At 68.2% G+C, this 22,656-nt stretch carries 22 protein-coding genes and 1 pseudogene; 18 read left to right on the top strand and 5 right to left on the bottom strand.

What is annotated here, in order from left to right; genetic code table 11:
- Positions 1–90 precede the first annotated feature (90 nt).
- The 5 genes from HOV77_RS05750 (at position 91) to HOV77_RS05730 (ending at position 6,718) form a co-directional block, all read left to right on the top strand.
- Positions 91–1,398 (top strand): extracellular solute-binding protein, encoded by a 1,308-nt coding sequence (locus tag HOV77_RS05750; protein ID WP_290858528.1) that lies wholly within the window; start codon positions 91–93, stop codon positions 1,396–1,398.
- Positions 1,395–2,393 carry a sugar ABC transporter permease gene (locus tag HOV77_RS05745; RefSeq protein ID WP_290858526.1) on the top strand — a complete coding sequence of 333 codons (999 nt, stop codon included), beginning with the start codon at positions 1,395–1,397 and terminating at the stop codon, positions 2,391–2,393. The genes HOV77_RS05750 and HOV77_RS05745 overlap by 4 nt, the downstream gene beginning before the upstream one ends.
- Positions 2,394–2,401: 8 nt before the next feature.
- A complete protein-coding gene (locus tag HOV77_RS05740; protein WP_290858523.1) occupies positions 2,402–3,259 on the top strand; it encodes a carbohydrate ABC transporter permease in 858 nt (285 codons plus the stop codon).
- A gap of 61 nt (positions 3,260–3,320) precedes the next feature.
- Positions 3,321–5,603 (top strand): glycoside hydrolase family 3 N-terminal domain-containing protein, encoded by a 2,283-nt coding sequence (locus HOV77_RS05735; RefSeq protein ID WP_290858521.1) that lies wholly within the window; start codon positions 3,321–3,323, stop codon positions 5,601–5,603.
- Between the two features lie 128 nt (positions 5,604–5,731).
- Positions 5,732–6,718: a hypothetical protein gene (locus HOV77_RS05730; RefSeq protein WP_290858518.1), complete on the top strand. Its 987-nt coding sequence runs from the start codon at positions 5,732–5,734 to the stop codon at positions 6,716–6,718.
- Here HOV77_RS05730 and HOV77_RS05725 read toward each other — a convergent pair.
- Positions 6,681–7,274, bottom strand: coding sequence for a TetR/AcrR family transcriptional regulator (locus HOV77_RS05725; protein WP_290858516.1), 594 nt, complete (start codon positions 7,272–7,274; stop codon positions 6,681–6,683). The two genes, HOV77_RS05730 and HOV77_RS05725, sit on opposite strands and share 38 nt — an antisense overlap.
- Positions 7,275–7,363: 89 nt before the next feature.
- On the opposite strand from HOV77_RS05725, the gene HOV77_RS05720 reads away from it, so the two are divergent.
- A complete protein-coding gene (locus tag HOV77_RS05720) occupies positions 7,364–7,924 on the top strand; it encodes a TIGR03086 family metal-binding protein (RefSeq protein ID WP_290858514.1) in 561 nt (186 codons plus the stop codon).
- 62 nt (positions 7,925–7,986) lie between these two features.
- On the opposite strand, the gene HOV77_RS05715 is transcribed toward HOV77_RS05720, so the two are convergent.
- Both HOV77_RS05715 and HOV77_RS05710 read right to left on the bottom strand, forming a co-directional pair.
- On the bottom strand, positions 7,987–8,403 hold the full coding sequence (locus tag HOV77_RS05715; protein ID WP_290858512.1) for a hypothetical protein: 417 nt from the start codon (positions 8,401–8,403) through the stop codon (positions 7,987–7,989).
- Positions 8,400–8,906, bottom strand: coding sequence for a SigE family RNA polymerase sigma factor (locus HOV77_RS05710; RefSeq protein WP_290858510.1), 507 nt, complete (start codon positions 8,904–8,906; stop codon positions 8,400–8,402). Before HOV77_RS05710 ends, HOV77_RS05715 begins: the two co-directional genes overlap by 4 nt.
- Before the next feature lie 125 nt (positions 8,907–9,031).
- On the opposite strand from HOV77_RS05710, the gene HOV77_RS05705 reads away from it, so the two are divergent.
- From HOV77_RS05705 to HOV77_RS05675, 7 genes and pseudogenes are all read left to right on the top strand, one after another.
- The gene (locus HOV77_RS05705; protein ID WP_290858507.1) at positions 9,032–9,280 is read left to right on the top strand and encodes a hypothetical protein; all 249 of its coding nucleotides are present in this window, start codon (positions 9,032–9,034) and stop codon (positions 9,278–9,280) included.
- A 115-nt stretch (positions 9,281–9,395) separates the two neighbouring features.
- Positions 9,396–10,229, top strand: a pseudogene (locus HOV77_RS05700) (DUF817 domain-containing protein); the annotation flags it as partial.
- A complete protein-coding gene (locus HOV77_RS05695) occupies positions 10,208–10,951 on the top strand; it encodes an alpha/beta fold hydrolase (protein WP_290858505.1) in 744 nt (247 codons plus the stop codon). The pseudogene HOV77_RS05700 and the gene HOV77_RS05695, both read left to right, overlap by 22 nt.
- 29 nt (positions 10,952–10,980) lie before the next feature.
- Complete coding sequence (locus tag HOV77_RS05690; RefSeq protein WP_290858502.1) at positions 10,981–11,268, top strand: hypothetical protein; 288 nt, start codon at positions 10,981–10,983, stop codon at positions 11,266–11,268.
- Positions 11,268–11,552: a hypothetical protein gene (locus tag HOV77_RS05685; protein WP_290858500.1), complete on the top strand. Its 285-nt coding sequence runs from the start codon at positions 11,268–11,270 to the stop codon at positions 11,550–11,552. Before HOV77_RS05690 ends, HOV77_RS05685 begins: the two co-directional genes overlap by 1 nt.
- Before the next feature lie 87 nt (positions 11,553–11,639).
- On the top strand, positions 11,640–13,235 hold the full coding sequence (locus tag HOV77_RS05680; protein ID WP_290858497.1) for a hypothetical protein: 1,596 nt from the start codon (positions 11,640–11,642) through the stop codon (positions 13,233–13,235).
- Positions 13,236–13,331: 96 nt separating this feature from the next.
- On the top strand, positions 13,332–14,126 hold the full coding sequence (locus tag HOV77_RS05675; protein ID WP_290858494.1) for a hypothetical protein: 795 nt from the start codon (positions 13,332–13,334) through the stop codon (positions 14,124–14,126).
- A 92-nt stretch (positions 14,127–14,218) separates the two neighbouring features.
- Here the strand turns inward: HOV77_RS05675 and HOV77_RS05670 are convergent, their stop codons facing one another.
- Together HOV77_RS05670 and HOV77_RS05665 are read right to left on the bottom strand one after the other, a co-directional pair.
- On the bottom strand, positions 14,219–14,713 hold the full coding sequence (locus HOV77_RS05670) for a hypothetical protein (RefSeq protein ID WP_290858487.1): 495 nt from the start codon (positions 14,711–14,713) through the stop codon (positions 14,219–14,221).
- A complete protein-coding gene (locus HOV77_RS05665; RefSeq protein WP_290858479.1) occupies positions 14,710–16,422 on the bottom strand; it encodes a PHP domain-containing protein in 1,713 nt (570 codons plus the stop codon). Before HOV77_RS05665 ends, HOV77_RS05670 begins: the two co-directional genes overlap by 4 nt.
- Before the next feature lie 184 nt (positions 16,423–16,606).
- On the opposite strand from HOV77_RS05665, the gene HOV77_RS05660 reads away from it, so the two are divergent.
- From HOV77_RS05660 to yjfF, 5 genes are all read left to right on the top strand, one after another.
- Positions 16,607–17,626 carry a LacI family DNA-binding transcriptional regulator gene (locus HOV77_RS05660; protein ID WP_290858477.1) on the top strand — a complete coding sequence of 340 codons (1,020 nt, stop codon included), beginning with the start codon at positions 16,607–16,609 and terminating at the stop codon, positions 17,624–17,626.
- 373 nt (positions 17,627–17,999) lie between these two features.
- Entirely contained in the window at positions 18,000–18,980 is a 981-nt protein-coding gene (locus HOV77_RS05655; RefSeq protein WP_290858475.1) for an ABC transporter substrate-binding protein, read from the top strand.
- 61 nt (positions 18,981–19,041) lie between these two features.
- Positions 19,042–20,580 (top strand): sugar ABC transporter ATP-binding protein, encoded by a 1,539-nt coding sequence (locus tag HOV77_RS05650; protein ID WP_290858472.1) that lies wholly within the window; start codon positions 19,042–19,044, stop codon positions 20,578–20,580.
- The gene (locus tag HOV77_RS05645; protein WP_290858457.1) at positions 20,577–21,644 is read left to right on the top strand and encodes an ABC transporter permease; all 1,068 of its coding nucleotides are present in this window, start codon (positions 20,577–20,579) and stop codon (positions 21,642–21,644) included. Before HOV77_RS05650 ends, HOV77_RS05645 begins: the two co-directional genes overlap by 4 nt.
- Positions 21,641–22,627: a galactofuranose ABC transporter, permease protein YjfF gene (gene yjfF, locus HOV77_RS05640; RefSeq protein ID WP_290858454.1), complete on the top strand. Its 987-nt coding sequence runs from the start codon at positions 21,641–21,643 to the stop codon at positions 22,625–22,627. The genes HOV77_RS05645 and yjfF overlap by 4 nt, the downstream gene beginning before the upstream one ends.
- The last annotated feature ends 29 nt before the right edge of the window (positions 22,628–22,656 follow it).

Below are 22,656 nucleotides of genomic sequence, written 5' to 3'. Positions count from 1 at the left end.
AAACGTTATCGACATCGATTGACAGTCCGTTTCGGGACTGTAAAACTCTTGCCCACATGAGCGCCTCAGGACGACCTTTAGGGAGATCCCATGAGAACCAAGCGCCGCACAGGCGTCATCTTCGCGCTGGTCGCGACGGTGGGCCTGGCTGCCAGCGGGTGTTCCAGCGCAGACGACGACGGCTCGTCCGGTAGCGGTGAGCTGTACAAGAACCCCGTCACGCTGAACTGGTGGCACAACGCGAACCAGGCCGGTCCGCTCCAGACGTACTGGCAGAAGGTCGCCGACGACTTCCACAAGCTCCACCCGACCGTGACGATCAAGATCACGGCGATCGAGACCAACGAACTGCAGCGCAACCGGATCCCGGCCGCGCTGCTGAGCAGCAGCCCGCCCGAGATCATGCAGGCCTGGGGCGGCGGCGAGATGGTCGAGCAGGTGAAGTCCGACTATCTGAAGGACATCACCGCCGAGACCAAGGCCGAGGTCGACAGCATCGGCCCCGCGACCAAGATCTGGTCGGTGAATGGCAAGCAGTACGGTCTGCCGTTCTCGTTCGGCATCGAGGGCTTCTGGTACAACAAGGACCTCTTCACCAAGGCGGGCATCTCCGCTCCCCCCACCACCCTGGACGAGCTGAACGCGGCGGTCACCAAGCTCAAGGCGGTCAACGCCACGCCGATCGCGGTCGGCGCCGGTGACAAGTGGCCGGCCGCGCACTGGTGGTACAACTTCGCCGTACGCGAGTGCCCCGCCACCGCGTTGGCGGCCGCGTCCAGCGACGCCAAGTTCGACGACCCGTGCTTCGTCAAGGCCGGCGAGGACCTGAAGACCTTCCTGGCGACGTCCCCGTTCCAGAAGGACTTCCTGGCGACCTCCGGCCAGGTCGGCGCGACCAGCTCGGCTGGTCTGCTCGCCAACGGCAAGGCGGGCATGGAGCTGATGGGCCACTGGAACGGCGGCACCATGCAGACGCTGACCCCGGACCAGAAGGAGCCGAAGTTCCTCGGCTGGTTCCCGTTCCCGTCGGTCCCCGGCGCGGGCGGCAGCCAGAAGACCATGATGGGCGGCGGTGACGGCTTCGCCTGCACCAAGAAGGCCCCGGCCGAGTGCGTCGAGTTCCTGAAGTACATCGTGAGCCTGGATGTGCAGAAGGGCTTCGCAGGCACCGGCTCCGGCATCCCCACCGTCAAGGGCGCCGAGAGCGGCCTGGCCGACCCGGTGATGCAGACCATCGCGCAGGCCACGCAGTCGGCCGAGGGAACGCAGCTCTGGCTGGACACGGCGTTCGGCGCGAAGGCGGGCACCGCGATGAACGACGCGATCATCGCGATCTTCGCCGACAAGGGCACGCCGCAGGGTGTCGTCGACGCGTTGAAGAAGGCCACAGCCCGGTGACGACCACCGGACCAACGGTTCTCGCCGGTCGCGCTGACGCGCGGCCGGCGAGGCCCCGTCCCACTGGGACCAGCCGCGCCGCCCGGACCCGCCGCAAGTGGTACGAGATCATCGGTCTCACCGGGCCGGCGGTGATCGTCTTCACGGTGTTCGTCCTGGCACCGATGGCGTTCGCCGTCTACTACAGCCTCTACCGCTGGAGCGGTTACGGCTGGCCGACGGAGTTCAAGGGACTCGACAACTACTTCGGCGAGTACGGCGCGTTCAAGGATCCGATCTTCCTCGACGCATTGCGCAACAACGCGATCATCCTGGTCGGGTCGCTGGTGATCCAGGGACCGCTGGCGCTGGGCATCGCATTGCTGCTCAACCGGAACTTCCGGGGACGATCCGTCTTCCGGCTGCTCGTCTTCGTGCCCTACGTGCTGTCCGAGGTCACCGTCGGCATCATGTGGCAGCTGATCCTGCTGCGGGACGGCACGGCCGACTCGGTTCTGCAGAGTCTCGGCCTCGGCGACCTGGTCACCGGCTGGCTGGCCGATCCGTCCGTGGTCATCTGGACGATGCTGTTCATCCTGACCTGGAAGTACACCGGGTTCGCCCTGATCTTGTTCCTGGCCGGGCTGGCGAACGTCCCGCCGGAGCTCACCGAGGCGGCGGCGATCGACGGGGCGAGCTGGTGGCAGACCCAGCGGCACGTCACCCTCCCGATGCTCGGCTCGACGATCCGCATCTGGATCTTCCTGTCGATGATCGGGTCGTTGCAGGTCTTCGACGTCATCTGGGTCGCGTCGTCGCCGGCCGTCCGCTCGCTCGGCGCCTCCAACACGATGGCCACCTACATGGTCGACCACGGCTTCAACTCGCGCGAATGGGGCTACGGCAACGCCGTCGCGGTGATCCTGTTCGTCATCTCGTTCGTCGCCGCCGTGGTGTTCCAGCGATTCGTGCTCCGTCGTGACGTCGAGGGCGCCCTGACCACCCGGAAGGGATGACATCGGCCATGGTCACCACCACGATGCCGCAACCGAGCCAGCGGCGGCCGTTCTCGTGGGGCAATCCCCTCACCTATGCGCTCGCGCTGGCCGTCGCGGCGATCTCCTTCGCCCCGGTCATCTACGTGATCCTCGGCGGATTCCGCACCACCGGCCAGATCGCGGCCGAACCCGCCGCCCTGCCCGATCCCTGGGTCTGGAGCACGTACGCCAACGTGATCCGCCAGTCCAAGTTCTGGGCCGAGGTGCTGAACAGCACGCTCATCGCCGTGGGCACGACGCTCGGCGTAGTGGTCCTCGGGGTGTGCGCGGCCTTCGTGCTCTCGCGGTACAAGTTCCGCGGGCGCGAGGCCCTGTACACGTACTTCACGATCGGGCTGCTGTTCCCGGCCGCGGCCGGGATTCTGCCCCTCTACCTGCTGTTGCGCGACCTCGATCTGGCCAACTCGTATCTCGGCGTGATAATCCCGCAGGTGGCCTTCCAGCTGCCGATCACGATCGTGATCCTGCGCCCGTTCCTGGCCGCCTTCCCGGCCGAGCTCGAAGACGCCGCCTCGATCGACGGCGCGGACCGGCTCGGTTTCTTCTGGCGCATCCTGCTGCCGCTGTCCAGGCCCGCGCTCGTCACCGTCGCCGTGCTCGCCTTCGTGGCCAGCTGGAACTCGTTCCTGCTGCCGCTGCTCGTGCTGCAGAACGAGAGCATGCACACCCTTCCGCTGGGCGTGCAGAACTTCTCGGCCGAGCACAGCCAGGACACCGCCGGAATCCTCGCGTTCACCTCGCTGGCGATGATGCCCGCGCTCCTCTTCTTCAGCCTCGCCGAACGGCAGATCGTCGGCGGGCTCCAGGGCGCGGTGAAGGGCTAGTGCCCTGCAACGTTCCCGTGTCCCGAAAGTTCTTGCGCCACAAGGTACGAAGGAGCACAACATGACCGAGGTCTCGGCCTTGGCCGACGTCGGCCCGCAACCGCGGCAACGCCTCCTCGCCCTCCTCGCCCAGATGACCCTGGAGGAGAAGCTGGCCCAGATCGTCGGCTTCTGGGAGAAGGACGACGGCGACGCGGTCGCCCCGCTGCAAGGCGACTTCGGCGAACCACCCACCTTGGACAGCTTCGCCCGGCACGGGCTCGGCCACCTCACGCGGGCGTACGGGACCAAACCGGTCGACGCCGACGAACGGGCTCGGTGGCTGTGGGAGTTCCAGCGCGGCCTGGTCGCCAACACCCGGCTCGGCATACCCGCCATCGTGCACGAGGAGTGCCTCACCGGGCTGTCCGTCTGGAAGGCCGCGACCTTCCCCACTCCCCTCGCCTGGGGCGCGGCGTTCAATCCCGGCCTCGTCCAGGAGATGGCGGCGTCGATCGGCGAATCCATGCGGGCGCTGGGCGTACACCAGGGGCTCGCGCCGGTGCTCGACGTGATCCGCGATCCGCGCTGGGGACGCGTCGACGAATGCATCGCCGAGGACCCCTATCTCGTCGGCACCATCGGCACCTCCTACGTTCAGGGCCTGCAGGCGCAGGGCGTCCACGCGACGCTCAAGCACTTCGTCGGCTACTCGAACTCGCGCGCCGGGCGCAACTTCGCCCCGGTCCACGCCGGTCCGCGGGAAGTCGCGGACGTGTTGCTGCCGCCGTTCGAGATGGCCGTCCTCGACGGCAACGCGCGTTCGGTCATGCACTCGTACGCCGAAATCGACGGCGTCCCGGTGGCCGCCGACCCCACGCTGCTCACCGGTACGCTGCGCGACCAGTGGGGCTTCGAAGGCACCGTGGTCGCCGACTACTACGGCGTCGCGTTCCTGCACCTGCTGCACCACATCGCAAGCGACCTCGGTGACGCCGCGGTTCAGGCGTTGACCGCAGGGCTCGACGTCGAGCTGCCCACCGGCGACGCGTACGCCGCCCCGCTCGCCGAAGCCGTCCGCTCCGGGAAGGTGGACGAGGCGTACGTCGACCGGGCGGTCTTGCGCGTGCTGGCCGAGAAGCTGGAGTTGGGCCTGCTCGACGCCAAGTTCTCCGACGAACCGCCGACCGGGGTGGACCTCGACTCGCCCCGGCATCGGGCGCTGGCCCGGGAACTCGCCGAGCAGTCGGTGGTGTTGCTGCACAACGACGGCACGCTGCCGTTGCCGGCCGGGCGCCGGATCGCCGTCCTGGGGCCGAACGCCGACCGCATGGGTGCACTGTTCGGCTGCTACTCGTTCGTCAATCACGTGCTGCCGCAACATCCCGGTACCGATCCGGGGGTCGTCGCGCCGACCGTCCTCGAAGCGCTTCGAGAGGAGTTCGGCGACGTCGCGTACGCCGCCGCCTGCGCGGTCGACGACGACGACCGCTCCGGATTCGCCGACGCAGTCGCAGCTGCGACCGAGGCAGACGTCGCGGTGCTCGTCATGGGCGACCACGCGGGGCTGTTCGGGCGGGGCACGGTCGGCGAAGGCTGCGACCGCGACGACCTGGAGTTGCCGGGCGTTCAGCGGGAACTCGTCGAAGCGGTTCTCGCCACCGGCACTCCGACCGTGCTGGTGCTGATCACCGGCCGCCCGTACGCCGTCGACTGGGCGATGCAGCGGTGCGCCGCAGTCGTGCAGGCGTTCTTCCCCGGCGAGGAAGGCGCGGGAGCAGTCGCGGGCGTCCTGTCGGGACGGATCAACCCGTCCGGCCGGCTGCCGGTCAGCGTCCCTCGCTCGGCCGGCGCACAGCCGTACTCGTATCTGCACGTCGCGTTGGGCGAAGGCGACGAGGTCACCAGCCTGTCGTCCACGCCGGCCGCCCCGTTCGGCTTCGGGCTGTCCTACACGACCTTCGCGTACGCCGACCTGACCGCACCGGAACAGGTGCCCACCGACGGGTACCTGCCGGTCGTCGTGCGGGTGGCCAACACCGGACCGATCGCGGGCAACGACGTCGTCCAGTTGTACGCCCGCGATCTCACCGGCTCGGTGACGCGCCCGGTCGCGCAGCTGCTCGGCTATCAACGCGTACGCCTGGCGGCCGGCGAGTCGGCGACCGTACGGTTCATGGTGCCCACCACCCGGCTCGCGTTCTCCGATCGCAGCTATCGGCGGGTGGTCGAACCCGGTGCGGTCGACCTGTGGGTCGGCACCAGCAGCGACCGGCACGTCCAGGTACGCACGGAGCTCGTCGGGCCGGTCCACCCGATCGGCCCGGAGTCGCCGCGCTGGACCCGAGCCGAGGTCACGGCCTGACCCGGAGCTGAACCTGGTGGGTGGAACGTTTGCGGGGTGGGCGAATCTCCACAGGCCCCGAAACGTTCCACCCACGAGATCGACTGGCGGGCAGGCGCGCGGAAGCGACACCGTTTAGGGTCTTGGGGATGGCTTCCGTTCGACGGCTTCTGCTCGCGAGCGCGCTCGCTATGACGATCAGCGCTTGCTCGTCCACCGCCGCGCCGAAGTCGCGAGTGGACACCGATTCGACGCTGGTCACCGCACTCGACGGCCTTCCCGAGCTGGCTGACGGCACGGTCATGTTCACCGACTGGGCGGCGTACGGGCATCAGCGTTCCGATGTGTTCGCCGCCAAACTTGTCGACATCGATGACCAAGTGCAGCGCGACCTGGGATTCCACCCCACCGACGCGGAATGGGAACTGGAGGTGTGGCAGCCCGGCAAGGCCTCGACGGCCGTGCTGCAGTTCGCCGATCTCGATCTGAGCGGTCTGCCCGGCAGACTCGCCCGGTTCGGCTACCACGCCGACGGCTCCGTCTACACCGGCAAGATCGATGAGAGTCGCTTGTGGACGATCGGTGCCCGCTTCATCGGGACCGACCCGGGCCGCCACCGGCTCGTTGTGGGAACCGACGAAAAGCTCGTCCGGTCCATGCTCACGGCCACGCCGCACCCGCTCAGCCGCGCGGAAGCTCTGACTCCCCTGCTGGCCGCGGCCCAATCCCGTCGCGTGGTCACCGCCGCGATCACCGTCGGATCGGCGACCTGCGTGCAGCTTGCCGACGTGATCAGCAAGGGCCGAGCCACTCCCGAAATGATCCAGGCGGTACGCGCAAAGTTCCCCGGCACATTCACCACTCCTCAGGCGCAGCTCACGGCGGTGACCACGCCGACCGGCACGGCGGGATTCGACGCCCTGGCCTTCACGGACGAGCACACCGCCAAGGCGAACCGGGACGGGCGGTCGGCCGCGATGAACACCTTCAGCTCGATGGGTGGAGTGCCTGGCATCCAGATCACCGACAGCGCCGTCGACGGACGGGTCCTCAGCTTCGAACTGGCGACCCAGGATCCGAAGGCGATCCGGGATCGGGTCATGACCCGGACTCTAGGCCTGGACCTGTGCCCTTGAGTAGCCGGTCCACGAGGCTTTCGGCGTACGCCGGGGTCAGTGGGCCAAGCCCGAACAGCACGCGAACATACAGCGGCGCGAGGACGTGATCGACTATGTCCAGTGTGGACGGCACCTCCTCGCCCCGGGAAACTGCCCGATCCAGCATCTGTTGCAGCTGGCCGCCCCGTTCGGCGATGAACCGGTCGCGGGCGGCCACTCCGGCATCACCGGCGGACGACAAGGCGATGACGAGGCGCAGCACGGCCAGCCCGGCCGGACCGCTGACGTCCCGGGTCACCCCCGTCGCGTACGCCCGCAGATCGTCGCGCAGGCTTCCCGTGTTCGGGATGGGTGACGAGGCGGTGAGCCAGTCGAGCGCGACGTCGGCGGTGAGCGCCTCCAAGGTGCCCCATCGCCGGTAGATGCTGGTGTCGGCGACCTGCGCCCGCGCGGCGACCTCACCGATGGTGAATGCGCCATAGCCCCGTTCGGCGGCCAGCTCGGTCACCGCCTGGTGCACCGCTGTGCGTACGCGTGCGCTCCGGCCGCCGGGTCGCCGCGCCTTCTCCGCCATGGTCCGATCTTAACGCAGCTCACACTTGCGTTAGCAATCCGGCCCGCCTAACGTCCTAAAGCAGTGAACGGCTGCGTTAGGAGTGGCACATGACTGTGATCGACCGGATCGACGCCGCCATCGGCATGGCCGGCGGCATCGTCCGTGGAATAACCGCTGCGCAGCTCGACGGTCCGTCACCGTGTGCCGGTTGGGACCTCCGCCACGAACTGAATCACCTCGTCGGCGGTATGCGGATCTTCGCCGCCGAGCTCACCGGAACCCCGGCCGGCGGTGATCACCACGACGACTGGCTCGGCGACGACCACCTGACCGCGTACGCCACCGCTGCCGCACTCGACCGAGCCGCGTGGTGGCAGCCGGATGCGTTGGAGCGGACGGTACTGCTGTCCTTTGGGCCGACGCCCGGGCCGGTCGCCGCGTTGATCCACCTGACCGAGGTGCTCGTGCACGGAGCCGATCTCGCCGTGGCGAGCAGCCGAACGGAGCTCGTCGACGACGAGGCGTGCGAGCAGCTGCTGACCACGATGCAGGGCATGGACATCGAACCGTTCCGGCGGATGGGCGCCTTCGGTCCGGCACAACCGGCCGACGACAAGGCTCCGGCCCACCGGCGACTGCTCGCGTACCTCGGACGGGTGGGCCTGTAGTCGACTGTGACGTTGCGCAGGTATCTCGGGGCGCGATACCTGCGCAACGTCACACCGACGGTTCAGCGCGACGGCGACGGGCTCGGATAGTTCGACGGGTACGCCGAGGTCGGCGTCGGCGTCGGGTTGTCGGGCAGTCCGGACGTCTTCGGCTTCGACGGCGACGGGGAAGGCGTCGGGGCGCCCTTCGTCGGCGAGGGCGAAGGGACCGGCGCACTCACCGAAGGAGAAGGGGAAGGCACGGCAACCGAAGGCGAAGGCGACGGGGCCGGCGTTCCGGGCGTCGACCCGCCACCAGCGGCGGCCACTGCTATCGGCGTACCAATGAGAATTGCGGCGACCGCGACTCCCGCGACCGTGAGAGTCGTGACGCGCTTGCGCCGGGCCGCGCCTACGGCCCGCTGGGTGAGGTTCACTGGGACTGCCTCCTCGGCGATCTCGGACAGGGTGGACCGGAGGAAGTCGTCGAAACGGTTCATGCCCGCACCTCCAGGAGCGGTTCGAACGCCGGCAGCGACGCGCGCAGTCGGTGGACGGCACGGTTGGCCCGGCTGCGGACGGTCCCGACCGAGCAGCCCAGGATCTCGGCGACCTGGGTCTCCGAAAGGTCCTCGTAGTAGCGCAGGACGATCACCGCTCGTTGCGGCTGGGGCAGTTGCAGCAACGCCTCTTGCATCGCCAGCCGCAGTCCGGTGTGATCGGCCGGATCGGCCTGCCGCTCCGGCGTCGCCCACGTCGGCGCGAGCTGCCGCTGCCGCGACCGGCGACGCCACCAGCTGACCTGTTCGCGATACATCGCCGTACGCACATAGGCCTCGGGATCCTCGTGGCGGACCCGGCCCCAGCGCGCGTACGTCTTGGTCAGTGCCGACTGCACCAGGTCCTCGGCGGCATGCTGATCCCCGGTGAGCAGGTACGCCGCCCGAATCAACGCGGGCGTACGCACCCGCGCGAACTCGGCGAACCGATCGTGCTCATCCATGCGACCTCCTTCCACCCTTTCAGACGCCCGGCCACCGCCGACCTATCCCGGAATCCTCCACCCGGTCTTACATCGACAGCCAAGAAACTGATCTGTTTCTTTACTGAAATGGCTAAGTTCCTGCCATGCGTACTTCGTTCGCCCGCGTGGCCGCCGTCGCGGCCCTCTCCGCCACCATGATCTTCGCGGCCGCCACCGCCGCCGTCGCCGGGACCTGGACGCAGGCCGGCCTGTACGGCTGGCCCGACCAGTGTTCCTACTACGGCCAGGCCGGCGTCACCAATCACCAGTGGTCCCAGTGGTACTGCGAGACCGTGACTCCCGCGAACATGGCGCTCGGCCACCCGGGCAGCTACCGCCTCTGGGTCCAATAACGGCGTCCGATAACGGCGCTCGCCCGCGCTGGATCAGGGATTTGGGTCGTATTCCGGCCAAGATTCGACCGAGAACCCTGATCCAGCACAAAAAAGGGCGGCTAGACTCCGTCGGGTGCTCGAACCCCCGCTGACCAGCGCCGAAAGCGCCCTCGATCGCCGAGCCCACGGCTGGCTGGATCGCTCCCGAGACAGCTGGCTGGTCGAGTTCGTCGCGTTCACCGCCAAACAGGCGTGGGCCTGCGTCTTCGGCGCGGCCATGCTCGCGGTGATCTTCGCCGCCCGGCTCTGGTGGCCCGAGTCGGCGCCGCTCGCCCGCAACGACGCGCTCACCCTCGCCGCCGTGGTCATTCAGATCGTGATGGTCGCGGCTCGCCTGGAGACACTGCGTGAGCTGCGCGTCGTCATCCTCTTCCACGTCGTGGGCACCGGCATGGAGCTGTTCAAGACCGCGGTCGGGTCGTGGGCGTACGAGGAGGCGGGCGTGCTGCGGCTCGGTCACGTCCCCCTCTTCTCCGGCTTCATGTACGCCGCGGTCGGCTCCTATCTGGTACGCGTATATCGCCTGTTCGACCTGCGATTCGTCCGTTATCCACGGCAATGGGTGACGGTCGGGGTGGCCGTCGCGATCTACGTGAACTTCTTCAGCCACCACTACATCGCCGACCTCCGGTGGGTGATCACCGCCGTGGTGGCGTTGGTGTTCGGCCGATGCGTGATGCATTTCCGGATCTTCCGGCGTCGGCTGCGTATGCCGTTGCTGGTGGGATTCGGGCTGGTGGCGGTGTTCATCTGGCTCGCCGAGAACATCGCGACGTGGTCGCACGCCTGGTCGTATCCGAGTCAGACGGCCGGCTGGCATCTCGTGTCACCGAGCAAGCTCGGCTCCTGGTTCCTGTTGATGATCATCTCGGTGGTGATGGTTGCGTGGGTGTACCCGCCCCGGCCACCGGAGGTCGAGGCACGCGCCGAAGAGCGCGACTTCGCTACAGCCGGGCGCTGAGCCGGTCCAGTTCGGTCAGCGTCTCCCGGGCGCTCGCCGGTCACCGTTCCCTACTGCTGGATCTCCTCGGCTTCGGCATCAGCGACCGGCCCGCCGATCAGGCGTACACCTTGGAAATGCACGCGGACCTGGTGGCCCGCGTGCTGGAACAAGCGGTGACCGGCCCGGCCGATGTGGTCGCGCACAGCGTGGGCGGCGCGGTCGCGAGTGTGCTCGCGGGCCGTCATCCCCAACTGGTACGCCGACTGGTGCTGGTCGATCCGGCGCTGGATCCGGTGCACCCGCTGCCGACCGTCAAGCGCCCGGGGAGTTCGGGCATCGGGGTCTACCGGACCGAGGCGGAGTTCCTCGACCACGGTTGGGCCGAGACCTTGGCGCACGTCGGCCCGGACTGGGCGGCCACCATGCGTTTAGGCGATCCGCGGGCGCTCTACCGGACCGCGATGAGCGCGTTGAGCGGCGGCGATCCGACCGCCCGGGAACACCTCGAATCGGTGAGCATTCCGCGTACGCTGTTGTATCCGGCGAGCGACGGGCTCCGATCGGACGCCGACCGTCTTGCGGCGGCGGGTGTTCGGGTCGTGCCGATTCCCGACTGCGGGCACAACATCATGATCGACAACGTGGACGGCTTCGCCCACGCGGTTGCCGCCGCACTGCTCGACTGAGTTTGCGAGACGATGCGATCATCGGTCGCATGCATGGGACCCCGGGCAACTGGTACGCACTGATCGAGGAGAACTCCGGTGGCGGCGACTCCGCCAAATGGCGGCTGACGAAGACCCGAGTGCTCGGCCCGGAGCGGGCCGGCGCGCTGGAGCTGGCGGCCGAGACGGCGGCGACCCATCGACCGGTGCACCCCGCACAGGAGAAGGGCCGCCAGGTCTTCCGGATCGGCGACGACACCTGGGTCGTGGTGGTCGAGGGCGCGATGAGCACCTGGCACTTCCGGGTCACGGTGGCCGTCCTCGAGACGGTGTCCTGATGGAGGTCGGCCGGTGGTACGGGCTGATCGAGGAGACCACCAGCACCGGTCAGTACGCCAACTGGAAGCTGACGAACATGTACGACCTCGGCCTGGATCGAGACGAGGCGGTCGCCGGCGCGCTTCAGCTCGCTCGGACCTATCAGCCGAAGCACCCGTGGTCGGACCGGGGGCGGCGCATCTTCGAGCACGGCGTCGACAGCTGGATCGTACGAGTCGAAGGCGCGACGAGCGCTCACCATTTCCGGCTCTCGCTGACCCGGCTGATCAGCGAGCATCCGTGACCCTTCCGCGTCCCACTGTCTGCTCGGAATCGTCTACGAAGTGGGACGGAACTTCCTGACCGGCGGGTACTACCGTAGACAGTTCGGGTGACATCATCGACGGGGATTGCTGTCAGCCGGTACGCACGCCTGCCGTACCTATTGCTGGCATTGCTGTTCACACTGCTGACGTTGTTCGTCGCGACGCAGTATGCCGTGCACGGCCGGACCTTCGACGAATGGATGCAGGACGACTACGGCCAGCGGGTGCTGGCCTTCTACCTGAGCGGCGGCCAGGACCGGTCGTTCCTCGAGATGCAGCCCGAGCTGTACATGCCGCAGCACGGTTCGGCGTACGAGCTGCTCGTCTCGGCGATTCAGAAGTTGACCGGCGAGAAATGGCATACGCGGTCGGTGGTCGGCGGCATCACCGGGGTGATCGGCATTCTCGCGATGGCGCTGTGTGGCCGGGAGGTCGCCGGACCGTGGGGTGCGTTCGTCGCAGCCACCGGGCTCGCCCTCTACCCGCGGTACACCGGCTCGATCTTCAACAACTCCAAGGACATCCCGTTCACGGTCGCGATGATCGTCGTGCTGTGGCTGGTTCTGCGGACGGTACGCCGCTGGAACGACACCGAGCGCCGGTTCGACCTCTATTGGGATGCCGCGCTCGGCTCGGCGATCGGCCTTGCGGCGGCGATCCGGATCAACGCGCTCGCCTGGTTCGCCATCATCGCCGTGCTGCTCATCGCGTACTGGGTGCGGCGTCGGCCCGAGGGTGCGGCGGCCATCCGGACGGAAATCTCCCGGCAGCTGGGCTCGCTGTTGCTCATCGGCTCCACCTGCTATCTCGTCATGTCGCTGACCTGGCCTTACCTGCTCGTCCGGCCGATCTCCGGCGCGTTGGACTCGATCGCCTCGATGACGAAGTACCAGTGGAACCACGAGATCCTCTATCGCGGCGAGATGGTTTTCGCGCCGGACTTGCCGTGGCACTACGCGCCGGTGTGGCTCATCATCGGCTCGCCGCTGCCGGTGATCCTGTTCGTGATCGCGTCGGCTGCGGCGGTCCTGTGGCGACGCGAGCGATCCGACGGGCGCTATCTCGTGCTCGCCGCGTACGTGGCGGTTCCGTTGCTGTTGCTGATCGTGCTCCGCCCCACGCTCTACAACTCGTTGCGCCAGTTCCTCTACATCGTCCCCGGCATCATTCTGATCGCCACGGGCGTCCTGCTCGCGGCGGTCCGGGCCCTGGCCGGCTCCGGGCGCCGGGTCCTGGCGGCGGCGCTCGTCGGGCTCGCCGTCCTCGGGCAGGCCGAGGCCGTGGTGTCCAGTCTCCGGATCTATCCCTACGAGTACGCCTATTTCAGCCCGGTCGTCGGCGGGTACGCGCAGGCGCACCACTCCTACGAGGGTGAGTACTGGGGATCGTGCTCCTCCGAGGCGGCGACCTGGCTCCGTAAACACCACACCGATTACGCGGTCGCCGAACCGTCCTTTCAGGACATCGTCGCCTGGAATTCGCTCATCGAGTCCGAGCTGCCCGGGATCAAGTCGGTCGGCGACGGCAACCCGGTCTTCCTGATCAGCCGGGATGCACGGGACGGCTATCGCACAATTCACACGGTGATGCTGGCGGGCGAACCACTTTGCCAGGTCGGCCTGCGCAACGACGTGCCGGACGCCGCACTCCCCCAGGCTTGACGAGCGGCCGGCGATAGCGTTTCATGATCCATCGCAAGCCGGGTCGGGCCCGGTGCTTGCCTGCTCACGGGGGTTGCGATGGATGATCGATCGGTATTGAGACGCGCTCGGCGGACGGTTGCTGCTTTACTGGCGGCGGCCACGCTGGCGCTGTCGGGCTGCTCCGGCGGACCCACGGGGAGCGCTGCGAAGCCGACCGCCACGCCACCCTCCGACTCCTTCCAACTCGTGGCGGCACTGGCCTGGTCGTCACACCAATCGTCGTCCGTCTACATCCAGCAGAACGTTTCGGGCGGCCGCCTCTGGATCAACACGCAGGTCACCGGCGTACTGGACGGCGGCAAGCACAACGCCCGGCTGCAGTTGTCGCAGACGCGCGTGACCGATGACGTGGAGATCCTGGTCGTCGACAACCAGCCCTACGTGAAGTGGACCCCAGCCGATCGGCAGTACGCCCAGATCGACCTCGATCAGCTGGCCTTCGTGGCCAGCCCGCTCCGCCTGGCGGTCGACCCGACGGTGAATCTCGGCCTGCTGGACGGGGCGGCCGACGTGAAGCAGACCATTCCGGGCACGTTCCGCGGCACCATCGACTTCGCGAAGGCCCGCCGCATCATGGAGATGGTGCAGATGACGCCCTGGCTGGCGGACTTCTACGACGCCGCGATCACGGGGATGAAGACCTCACCCTCCCCGGCGACCTTCGTCGTCCACGTCGACGACGAGAAGCGCATCCTGGACTTCACGCTGTCGGATGCGTACCTGATGTGCGGCCAAGCCGTCTGCCGGATGAACCTGAGCATGCGCTTCAAGGACTTCGGGACCAAGGTCGAGGTGGCCCCGCCGACCGGCGTACGCAAAGCGACCGAAGCCGACTACGAGCGTCTCTGACTTTCGCCCTCCTGATGTCGTCAGGGCCCGCTGACGACATCGTCAGGGCGAAAGATCCCACCGGAGCCGGAGCCCGGCGGTCGAAGGGCGCGTCAGTGGAACGCGCAGCACGGCGTGGGGTTGGGCACTTCGAAAGGCGCAATCCGCCCGTCCGGGGCCGGCATCGCCATCAGGACCAGGCGGCCGTCGGCGTACTGGGGGCGGACGAAGTCCCTGGTGTCGACCAGGGTCTGCGGCTCGGGCTGCGAAACCGGCCCGCCCAGTACGCGTACCTCCTGAATCGCACTGACCGCGAGCAGCTCCGCGACCGGAAGAGTCCCGACCAGCGCGTCCACCCCTGGATAGAGGACCGCCCGGCCGCCTTGCCGGGTCTCGTGGAGCGCGGCCACCTGCACGGCGACCTCCACGTCGACGGGAAGTGGCCAGGAACCGGCGGCAGACAGCGAGACGGCGACGCGGGGATGGTCGCCATGGACGAGGTGGGTGCAGGCGACGAGGTCGGCGAGGCCGAGCCCGGCCGCGGTCTCCCGCAGCCAGTGCTCGGCCTCCGTGACGCTCGCGTGCCCCAGGTCGAGGCCCGAGATCATCGGCCCAGCGGGAGGACGAAGATCGGGTTCGTGTAGAACCACAGGTCCTGCCACGGGTCGGCGGCGCCGACGACGTCCATCGCGGGGCCGACCGGGTCCACCGTGGCCCCGTTGAGACCCACCGCCGTACGCTTCCCGTCGGTGCCGCGGAGCCGCAGGTAGAACGGCTTCTCGACGTCGGGGAAGGTGTACGTCAGGGTGACCGTGCCGGTCGACGAGGAGACGTCGAAGGACTTGACGACCTTGGTCTTCGGCGTGCTGAAGACATCCTTGTCGGCGGCCGGTCCGGTGATCTCGCCGGCGATGAGGTCGACCCGGGCCAGCTTCGGGACGAACTGCGCCCAGTTGGAACCGCTCGCCAGCTTGATCTTGATCTTCACCTGGACGTCGTGCCCGGTACGCACGGCGTACGTGCCACCGAGGGTGGCGGTGCCGACGCGTACGTCGATCCCGTCGATCAGGCCGCCGTGGTCGACCCAGACCCGGCCCGCCCGCAGACCGGCCATGACCGCCGCGTACGACGGGCGAGTCGCGCCGACGTGCGTACGGCTGTAGTAACCGGGCCAGAAGTCGCCGTTGGTGAGGATCGCCGGTCCTTTGTAGACCGGGTCGTCGTAGCGGCCGTTGGCGGCGAAGTCGCCGCCGCCGTTGACGACGGTGTCGCCGTAGACCGAGTGCGAGTCGGAGTTCGCGGTGATCCACCACGGCTTGCCCTCGGCCAGCAGGCTGTCCCACAGGCCGCCGACCGTCGAGGTCATCCAGTCGAAGCCGCCCCAGGTCCGGTAGCTCTCCAACGGGTAGCCGGGGAACGACGCGGACGACGGCGAATTGTCGTAGTACCCCCGGCCGGAGCCCGGTCCCAGCGGTGCGGCGATGCCCGCGGCCTGGTGGCCCGGCGCGCCCTCGAAGCCCAACGCGACGCGCGGAGCCGCGTCCCGCCAGCCCCGGATCTCGTGCGGCGAGTCGATTCCCTTGCGGGCCGGGTGGTTGGCGAAGAACATCGCGTCTTGTACGCGCTTCTTCGTGACCGCGTCGTTGAGGAAGTTCAGGCCCGCAATGGCGAGCGCCTCGTTGGCCGAGGTCGACCCGGTGGTGTTGGTGACCACGCCGTCGAAGGCGTTCTCGAACTCCTTGAGGACGGCTACCTCGTTCCGGCCGGGGTGCACGAAGACCGTGCCGTGCTCGGCGGCCGGGATGTTCCACTCCAGCCCCTGGAAGACGAGGATGTCGTCCACCTGGTCGCGGGCGGCGCGGATGTCCGGGTTGACCTTCTCGACGCCGATCTTCGCATGCGCGACGCTGCCGTGGTCGGTGATGACCATCCAGCCGAGCCCGTACGCGTGGGCGTGCTTCACGTGGTCGATAACCCGGTACTGCGCGTCCGAACTGTGCTGGGTGTGGATGTGGTGGTCGCCGGCGAGCCAGACGAGATCGCCCGCCGCACCTTCGTGCTGGTTGTACGCCGCTGCCGACGTCTCGACGCGGTCACCGCCTTCGGCGAAGGCGGGCGCGCCGACGAGGCCGCCCACGGCCGCACCCGCGCCGAGCAGGCCCGCCCCGCGCAGGAACGTACGCCGAGAGGTGTCCGACGGCGACAGCTCCGAATCCGGAACGCTCAGATCGAGCGCGGCCGGCAGGTCCGATCCGGTCACCGCGAAGTCGTGCGAGTGACCGTGTGCGTGATCGTGATGGTGATGTCCAAGTCCCATGTCACGGCAATCTCGTCCGCCCGTCGCAACGGAGGTTGACGTCCGCACCAAGATCAGGCGAACTTCACGGGTCCGGGAACGGGACGGTAACGGAAGATCCACTTGGGTTGACGACACCCGATGTGAGCGTTAACACTATGGGCGCAACACCCCCGCAACACGTCGTTCACCCGAGGGGAAAGCCATGGCCCGCGCCCGTTCCAGTCAGCCGCGTTCCGCGGTGATGACGGATGTCGCGCGGCTGGCCGGGGTCTCCCATCAGACCGTCTCCCGGGTGCTCAACGATCACACCAAGGTGCGTCCCGAGACCCGCGAGCGGGTCCTCGAGGCGATGCGGCAGCTCGACTATCAGCCCAACTCGGCCGCCCGGACCCTGGTGACCAAGCGTTCCAACACGTTGGGCATCGTCACCTTCGACAGCACGCTGTTCGGCCCGGCCTCGATGGTCTACGGCATCGAGCAGGCCGCTCGGGCGGCGGGCTACTTCGTCAGCATCGCGAGCATCAACGCGCTCGGCCGGCGTACGGTCCTCGACGCCATCAACCGGCTGCGCGAGCAGTCGGTCGAGGGCATCGTCGCGATCGTGCCGAAGGACTCGGCCGCGGAGGCGCTCGACGCGGTCCCGGCGGGCATCTCGCTGGTCGGGGTCGGCATCGGACACACCTCCGGGGTGCCGATGGTCGGCGTGGACAACACCGCCGGGGCGGCGACGGCGACTCGCCATCTGCTCGCCCTGGGGCATACCACCGTGCATCACATCGCCGGACCGGCCGGATGGCCGGAAGCCCGGGAGCGCCGGGCGGGCTGGCGGGAGGCGCTGGCCGAAGCCGGTGCGCCCGAACCCGAGGCGCTCGACGGCGACTGGAGTTCCCGGTCGGGCTACGAAGCCGGCCGGCGGCTGGCCGCCGATCGGTCGGTGACCGCGGTGTTCTGCGCCAACGACCATATGGCGCTCGGTCTGCTGCGCGCGTTGCACGAGGCGGGGCGCCGGGTGCCTGAGGAGGTCAGCGTGGTCGGCTTCGACGACATCCCCGAGGCGCCGTTCATGATCCCGCCGCTGACCACCGTCCAGCAGGACTTCGGCGAGGTCGGCCGGCGCAGCATGCAACTGCTGGTGGAACTCGCCACCGGCGATCGCCCGCATGGGCAGATCCTGCTCACCCCCACGTTGCAGGTCCGCGACAGTACGCGCGACCTGCGCTGACTCCCCAGTTCCGCGCGACGCAGGAGACTCGTCCCGATGAATGAGAGCGCTAACATCGAGCACCGCTGTTCCGGCAGCCTTCAGCCGCCGTGTGGGCCGGGCCGCCGGAGGGGACGGCGGTCGGTGTGGGAGTCGACGCCCACCTGACCGTTCCGGCGGCCCGGACCACCGGCTCGCCCCGCACCACCCGAAGACGCGCCGCCACCGGCAGTTGGCACAGGCGGCGAGCAAGGAAAGAGCGGCCGGCGCTGAACCCGCCGGCCGCGTACCACCGCACACCGCTCCAGCGGACACGGCTCCACAAAGGACAAAGGTCAGCCTGTTTCGGCGGCCCGGTTTGCCGACCGGGTCCGGCCTTGAAGGAGAGTGAACAGTGTTAAGGAAGTCTACAACCGTCCTGCTAGCCGCCGTGATCGCGGTCGGCGCGCTGGCCGGCTGCTCGAAGAAGGAACCGGGCGGCGGCTCCGCGAACGACGGCAAGATCACCCTCGGCTTCTCCCAGGTGGGCGCCGAAAGCGGATGGCGTACGGCGAACACGAAGTCGATCCAGGAGGCGGCGACCGCCGCGGGGATCGACCTGAAGTTCTCCGACGCCCAGCAGAAGCAGGAGAACCAGATCCAGGCGATCCGCTCGTTCATCGCGCAGAAGGTCGACGTCATCGCCTTCTCGCCGGTGGTCGAGTCCGGCTGGGACGCGGTACTCAACGAGGCGAAGGAGGCGAAGATCCCGGTCATCCTCACCGACCGGGCGATCGACTCCCCGGACACCTCGCTCTACCAGACCTTCCTGGGCTCCGACTTCATCAAGGAAGGCACCCTCGCCGGCGAGTGGCTGGCCAAGCAGTACGAGGGCAAGAACGACCCGGTGAACATCGTCGAGTTGCAGGGCACCACCGGTTCGGCTCCGGCCAACGACCGCAAGAAGGGCTTCGGCGACGTCATCTCGAAGGACCCGAAGTTCAAGATCATCGCCTCGCAGACCGGTGACTTCACCCGCGCCAAGGGCAAGGAGGTCATGGAGGCCTTCCTCAAGGCCCACCAGGACATCGACGTGCTCTTCGCGCACAACGACGACATGGGTCTCGGCGCGATCGAGGCGATCGAGGCGGCCGGCAAGAAGCCGGGCGTCGACATCAAGATCATCACGATCGACGCCGTCCACGACGGCATGCAGGCCCTGGCCGACGGGAAGATCAACTTCATCGCGGAGTGCAGCCCGTTGCTCGGCCCGCAGCTGATGGAGCTCGTCAAGAAGGTCAAGGCCGGCGAGAGCGTCGAGAAGCGCATCGTCACCAACGAGACCACCTTCACCCAGGACAAGGCCAAGGCCGTGCTCCCGGAGCGCAAGTACTGATCGGACTACGCGGGTGGGGCGGTGACGCCCCGCCCGCGTACCGGAGATTGGAATGGCGGACATGAGCGAACCGGTCCTCACCATGACCGGGATAGGCAAGCAGTTCCCGGGTGTACGCGCCCTCGACGGAGTCGACTTCCGGCTGTTCCCCGGTGAAGTGCACGCCCTCATGGGGGAGAACGGCGCCGGCAAGTCCACCTTGATCAAGGTGCTGACCGGCGCGTACAGCATCGACTCCGGCGACATCACGCTCGCCGGGCACCCGGTGCGCTTCGGCAGCCCGTTGCAGGCGCAGCAGGCCGGGGTCAGCCCGGTCTACCAGGAGATCAACCTCTGCGCCAACCTGTCCGTCGCCGAGAACATCTTCATCGGCCGCCAGCCGCGCCGGTTCGGCCGGATCGACTGGGCGGCCATCCGGCGGCGCTCGCGGGACCTGCTCCGGCGGCTGCGGCTGGACATCGACGTGACCGCCGCGCTGGGCACGTACTCGCTGGCGGTGCAGCAGATGGTCGCGATCGCCCGGGCGATCGACATCGAGGCCAAGGTGCTCATCCTCGACGAGCCCACCTCCAGCCTCGACGCGACCGAGGTGCAGCAGCTGTTCGACGTCATGCGGGAGCTCAAGGACGAGGGCGTCGCGATCCTGTTCGTCACGCACTTCCTGGATCAGGTCTACGAGATCGCCGACCGGATCACGGTGCTGCGCAACGGCCGCCTCGTCGGCGAGTATCCGACGGCCGAGATGTCCCATGTGGACCTCGTCACCGCGATGATCGGCAAGGAGCTGTCCACCCTCGAACAGCTGGAGGAGGAGCAGCGCCCCGAGCTGTCCGCCCTGGAGTCCGGCAGCCCGTTCGTCGAGACCGTCGAGCTCGGCCGCAAGGGCTCCATCGCACCGTTCGACCTCACCATTCACCCGGGCGAGGTGGTCGGCCTGGCCGGTCTGCTCGGCTCCGGGCGTACCGAGGTCGCGCGGCTGCTGTTCGGCGCCGACCGCGCCGATCACGGCCGGGTCCTGCTCGACGGCGAGGCGGTCGCCCTGCGCACTCCCCGTGCGGCGATGGCGCACGCGATCGCGTACTGCTCCGAGAACCGTCGCACCGAAGGGCTCGTGGAGGAGCTCACGGTCCGCGAGAACATCGTTCTTGCACTTCAAGCGGTACGCGGATGGACGCGCCCGATTCCGCGACGCGTACAGGACGAACTGGTCGCCAAGTACATCTCGGCGTTGCAGATCCGGCCGGCCGATCCCGATCTGCCGGTGCGCAACCTGTCCGGCGGCAATCAGCAGAAGGTCCTGCTGGCCCGCTGGCTCATCACCGAACCCAAGCTGCTGATCCTCGACGAGCCGACCCGCGGCATCGACGTCGGCGCGAAGGCCGAGATCCAGAAGCTCGTCGCCGGGCTGTCCCGCGACGGGCTCGCGGTGCTGTTCATCTCGGCCGAACTCGAGGAGGTGCTGCGGTTGAGCCACAAGGTCGGGGTGCTGCGGGACCGCCGGCTCGTCGCCCAGCTGGCCAACACCGACGACCTCGACGCCGATCGCGTGTTGCAGACGATCGCACACGGATCAGACGCAGCATCAGGAGCCGCATCATGACCCGCTTCACCGCGGCGGCGCGGACCGCCGTGACCCATCGCCTGTTCTGGCCGGCCGCCGTGCTCGCCGTCCTCGTGCTGGGCAATGTGGCGTTCACGCCCAACTTCCTGCACATCGAGGTACGCAACGGCCACCTCTACGGCAGCCTCATCGACATCCTCCGGCTGGGCGCGCCCCTGGTCGTCGTCTCGCTCGGGATGACCGTCGTCATCGCCACGCGGGGCATCGACCTGTCGGTCGGCTCGACCATCGCCATCAGCGGCGCGCTGGCCTGTCTCGTGATCAGCGACTCCGGCGACCAGAACTCGGTCGGCGGCGTACTGGTCGCCGTCGGGCTGGCGCTGGCGTTGTCCCTGGTGCTCGGCCTGTGGAACGGCTTCCTCGTCGCCGGGATCGGCATCCAGCCCATCATCGCCACGCTGATCCTCATGGTCGGCGGACGCGGCATCGCCCAGCTCATCACCGACGGGCAGATCATCACGATCAACAGCGATCCCTATGAGCTCATCGGCGGCGGTTACCTCGCCACCTTCCCGTTCTCGGTGCTCGTCGCCGTCGTCATGATCGCCCTCACCGCTTTCCTGGCCCGGCGCACTGCTTTAGGCGTACTCATCGAAGCGACCGGAGGAAACGCGGAGGCCAGCCGGCTCGCGGGCATCCGGGCCCGCGGCATCATGGTCATGGTCTATCTGTTCTGCGGTCTGTGCGCAGGCATCGCGGGCCTGATGATCAGCTCGAACGTGCACAGCGCGGACGGCAACAACGCGGGCCTGTGGTACGAGCTGGACGCGATCCTCGCGGTCGTGATCGGCGGGACGTCGCTCGGCGGCGGCCGGTTCTCGCTGGGCGGGACCGTGCTCGGCGCGCTGATCATCCAGGCGCTGTCGACCACCGTCTACACCGTGGGCATCCCGCCGGAGACGACGATGCTGTTCAAGGCGGTCGTCGTGACCGTCGTCTGCCTGATCCAGTCCCCCGCGTTCCGAGCGAAGGTCTTCGGCAGACGCCCGCGACCGACCCCGACGACCCCGGCCGAACCGGCCAAGATCGAGGTGCCCGCATGACCACGATGCCCGTCCGATCTCGCTGGCGGCCGCAGGAACGGCACATCCCGGTGCTCGCGACGCTCGGCCTGCTGGCCCTGATGTACGGCCTGGGATCGTTGCGCTACATCGGTTTCAACGACCCGCAGATCATCCTGAACGTCTTCATCGACAACGCGTTCATCCTCGTGGTCGCGGTCGGGATGACGTTCGTGATCCTGACCGGCGGCATCGACCTGTCGGTCGGCTCGGTCGTCGCCCTGACCACGATGCTGACGGCGGTGCTGCTCGAACGGGCGCACTGGCCGGTGCCGCTGGTGATCCTGACCGGGCTGCTGGCCGGGGCGGCGCTCGGCTTCGGCATGGGCTGCATCATCCACTTCTTCGAAATCCAGCCCTTCATCGTGACCCTCGCCGGGATGTTCCTCGCCCGGGGCATCTGCTACGCCATCAGCACATCGTCCATCCCCATCAACGATCCTTTCTGGACGTACATGGGGACGTCGCTGAAGTTCGGCTCGCTGAAGGTGACCTGGAGCGTGCTCATCTCGGTCGCGGTGGTCATCATCGCCGCGCTCGTGCTGGCGTTCACCAAGCTCGGGCGCGACGCGTACGCCGTCGGCGGGAACCCGCAGTCCGCGCTGCTCATGGGCCTGCCCGTCGGGCGTACGCGGATCGCCGTCTACACCATCAGCGGGCTGTGCTCGGCGCTGGGCGGGGTCCTGTTCACCTTCTACCTCCCGTCCGGCAACAGCCTGCACGCCATCGGCATGGAGCTGACCGTGATCGCGGCCGTCGTCATCGGCGGTACGCTGCTCACCGGCGGCACCGGGTACGTCTGGGGCACCATGCTCGGCGTGCTGTCGCTGGGGCTGATCCAGACCATCATCACCTTCGAGGGGACGCTCTCCTCGTGGTGGACCAAGATGGTCATCGGCATCCTGCTATTCGTGTTCATCCTGTTGCAGCGGCTCATCGCCGCCCGCTCCCCCCGCCCCCGTTGATCCCCCGACCCTCGGGGCGTCGACCCCAC

The organism is Hamadaea sp. (genome assembly GCF_013362815.1).
Taxonomy (GTDB): domain Bacteria; phylum Actinomycetota; class Actinomycetes; order Mycobacteriales; family Micromonosporaceae; genus Hamadaea.
The sequence above is the reverse complement of the archived record's forward strand: the minus strand, read 5'-3'. Positions and strand labels throughout refer to the sequence as shown.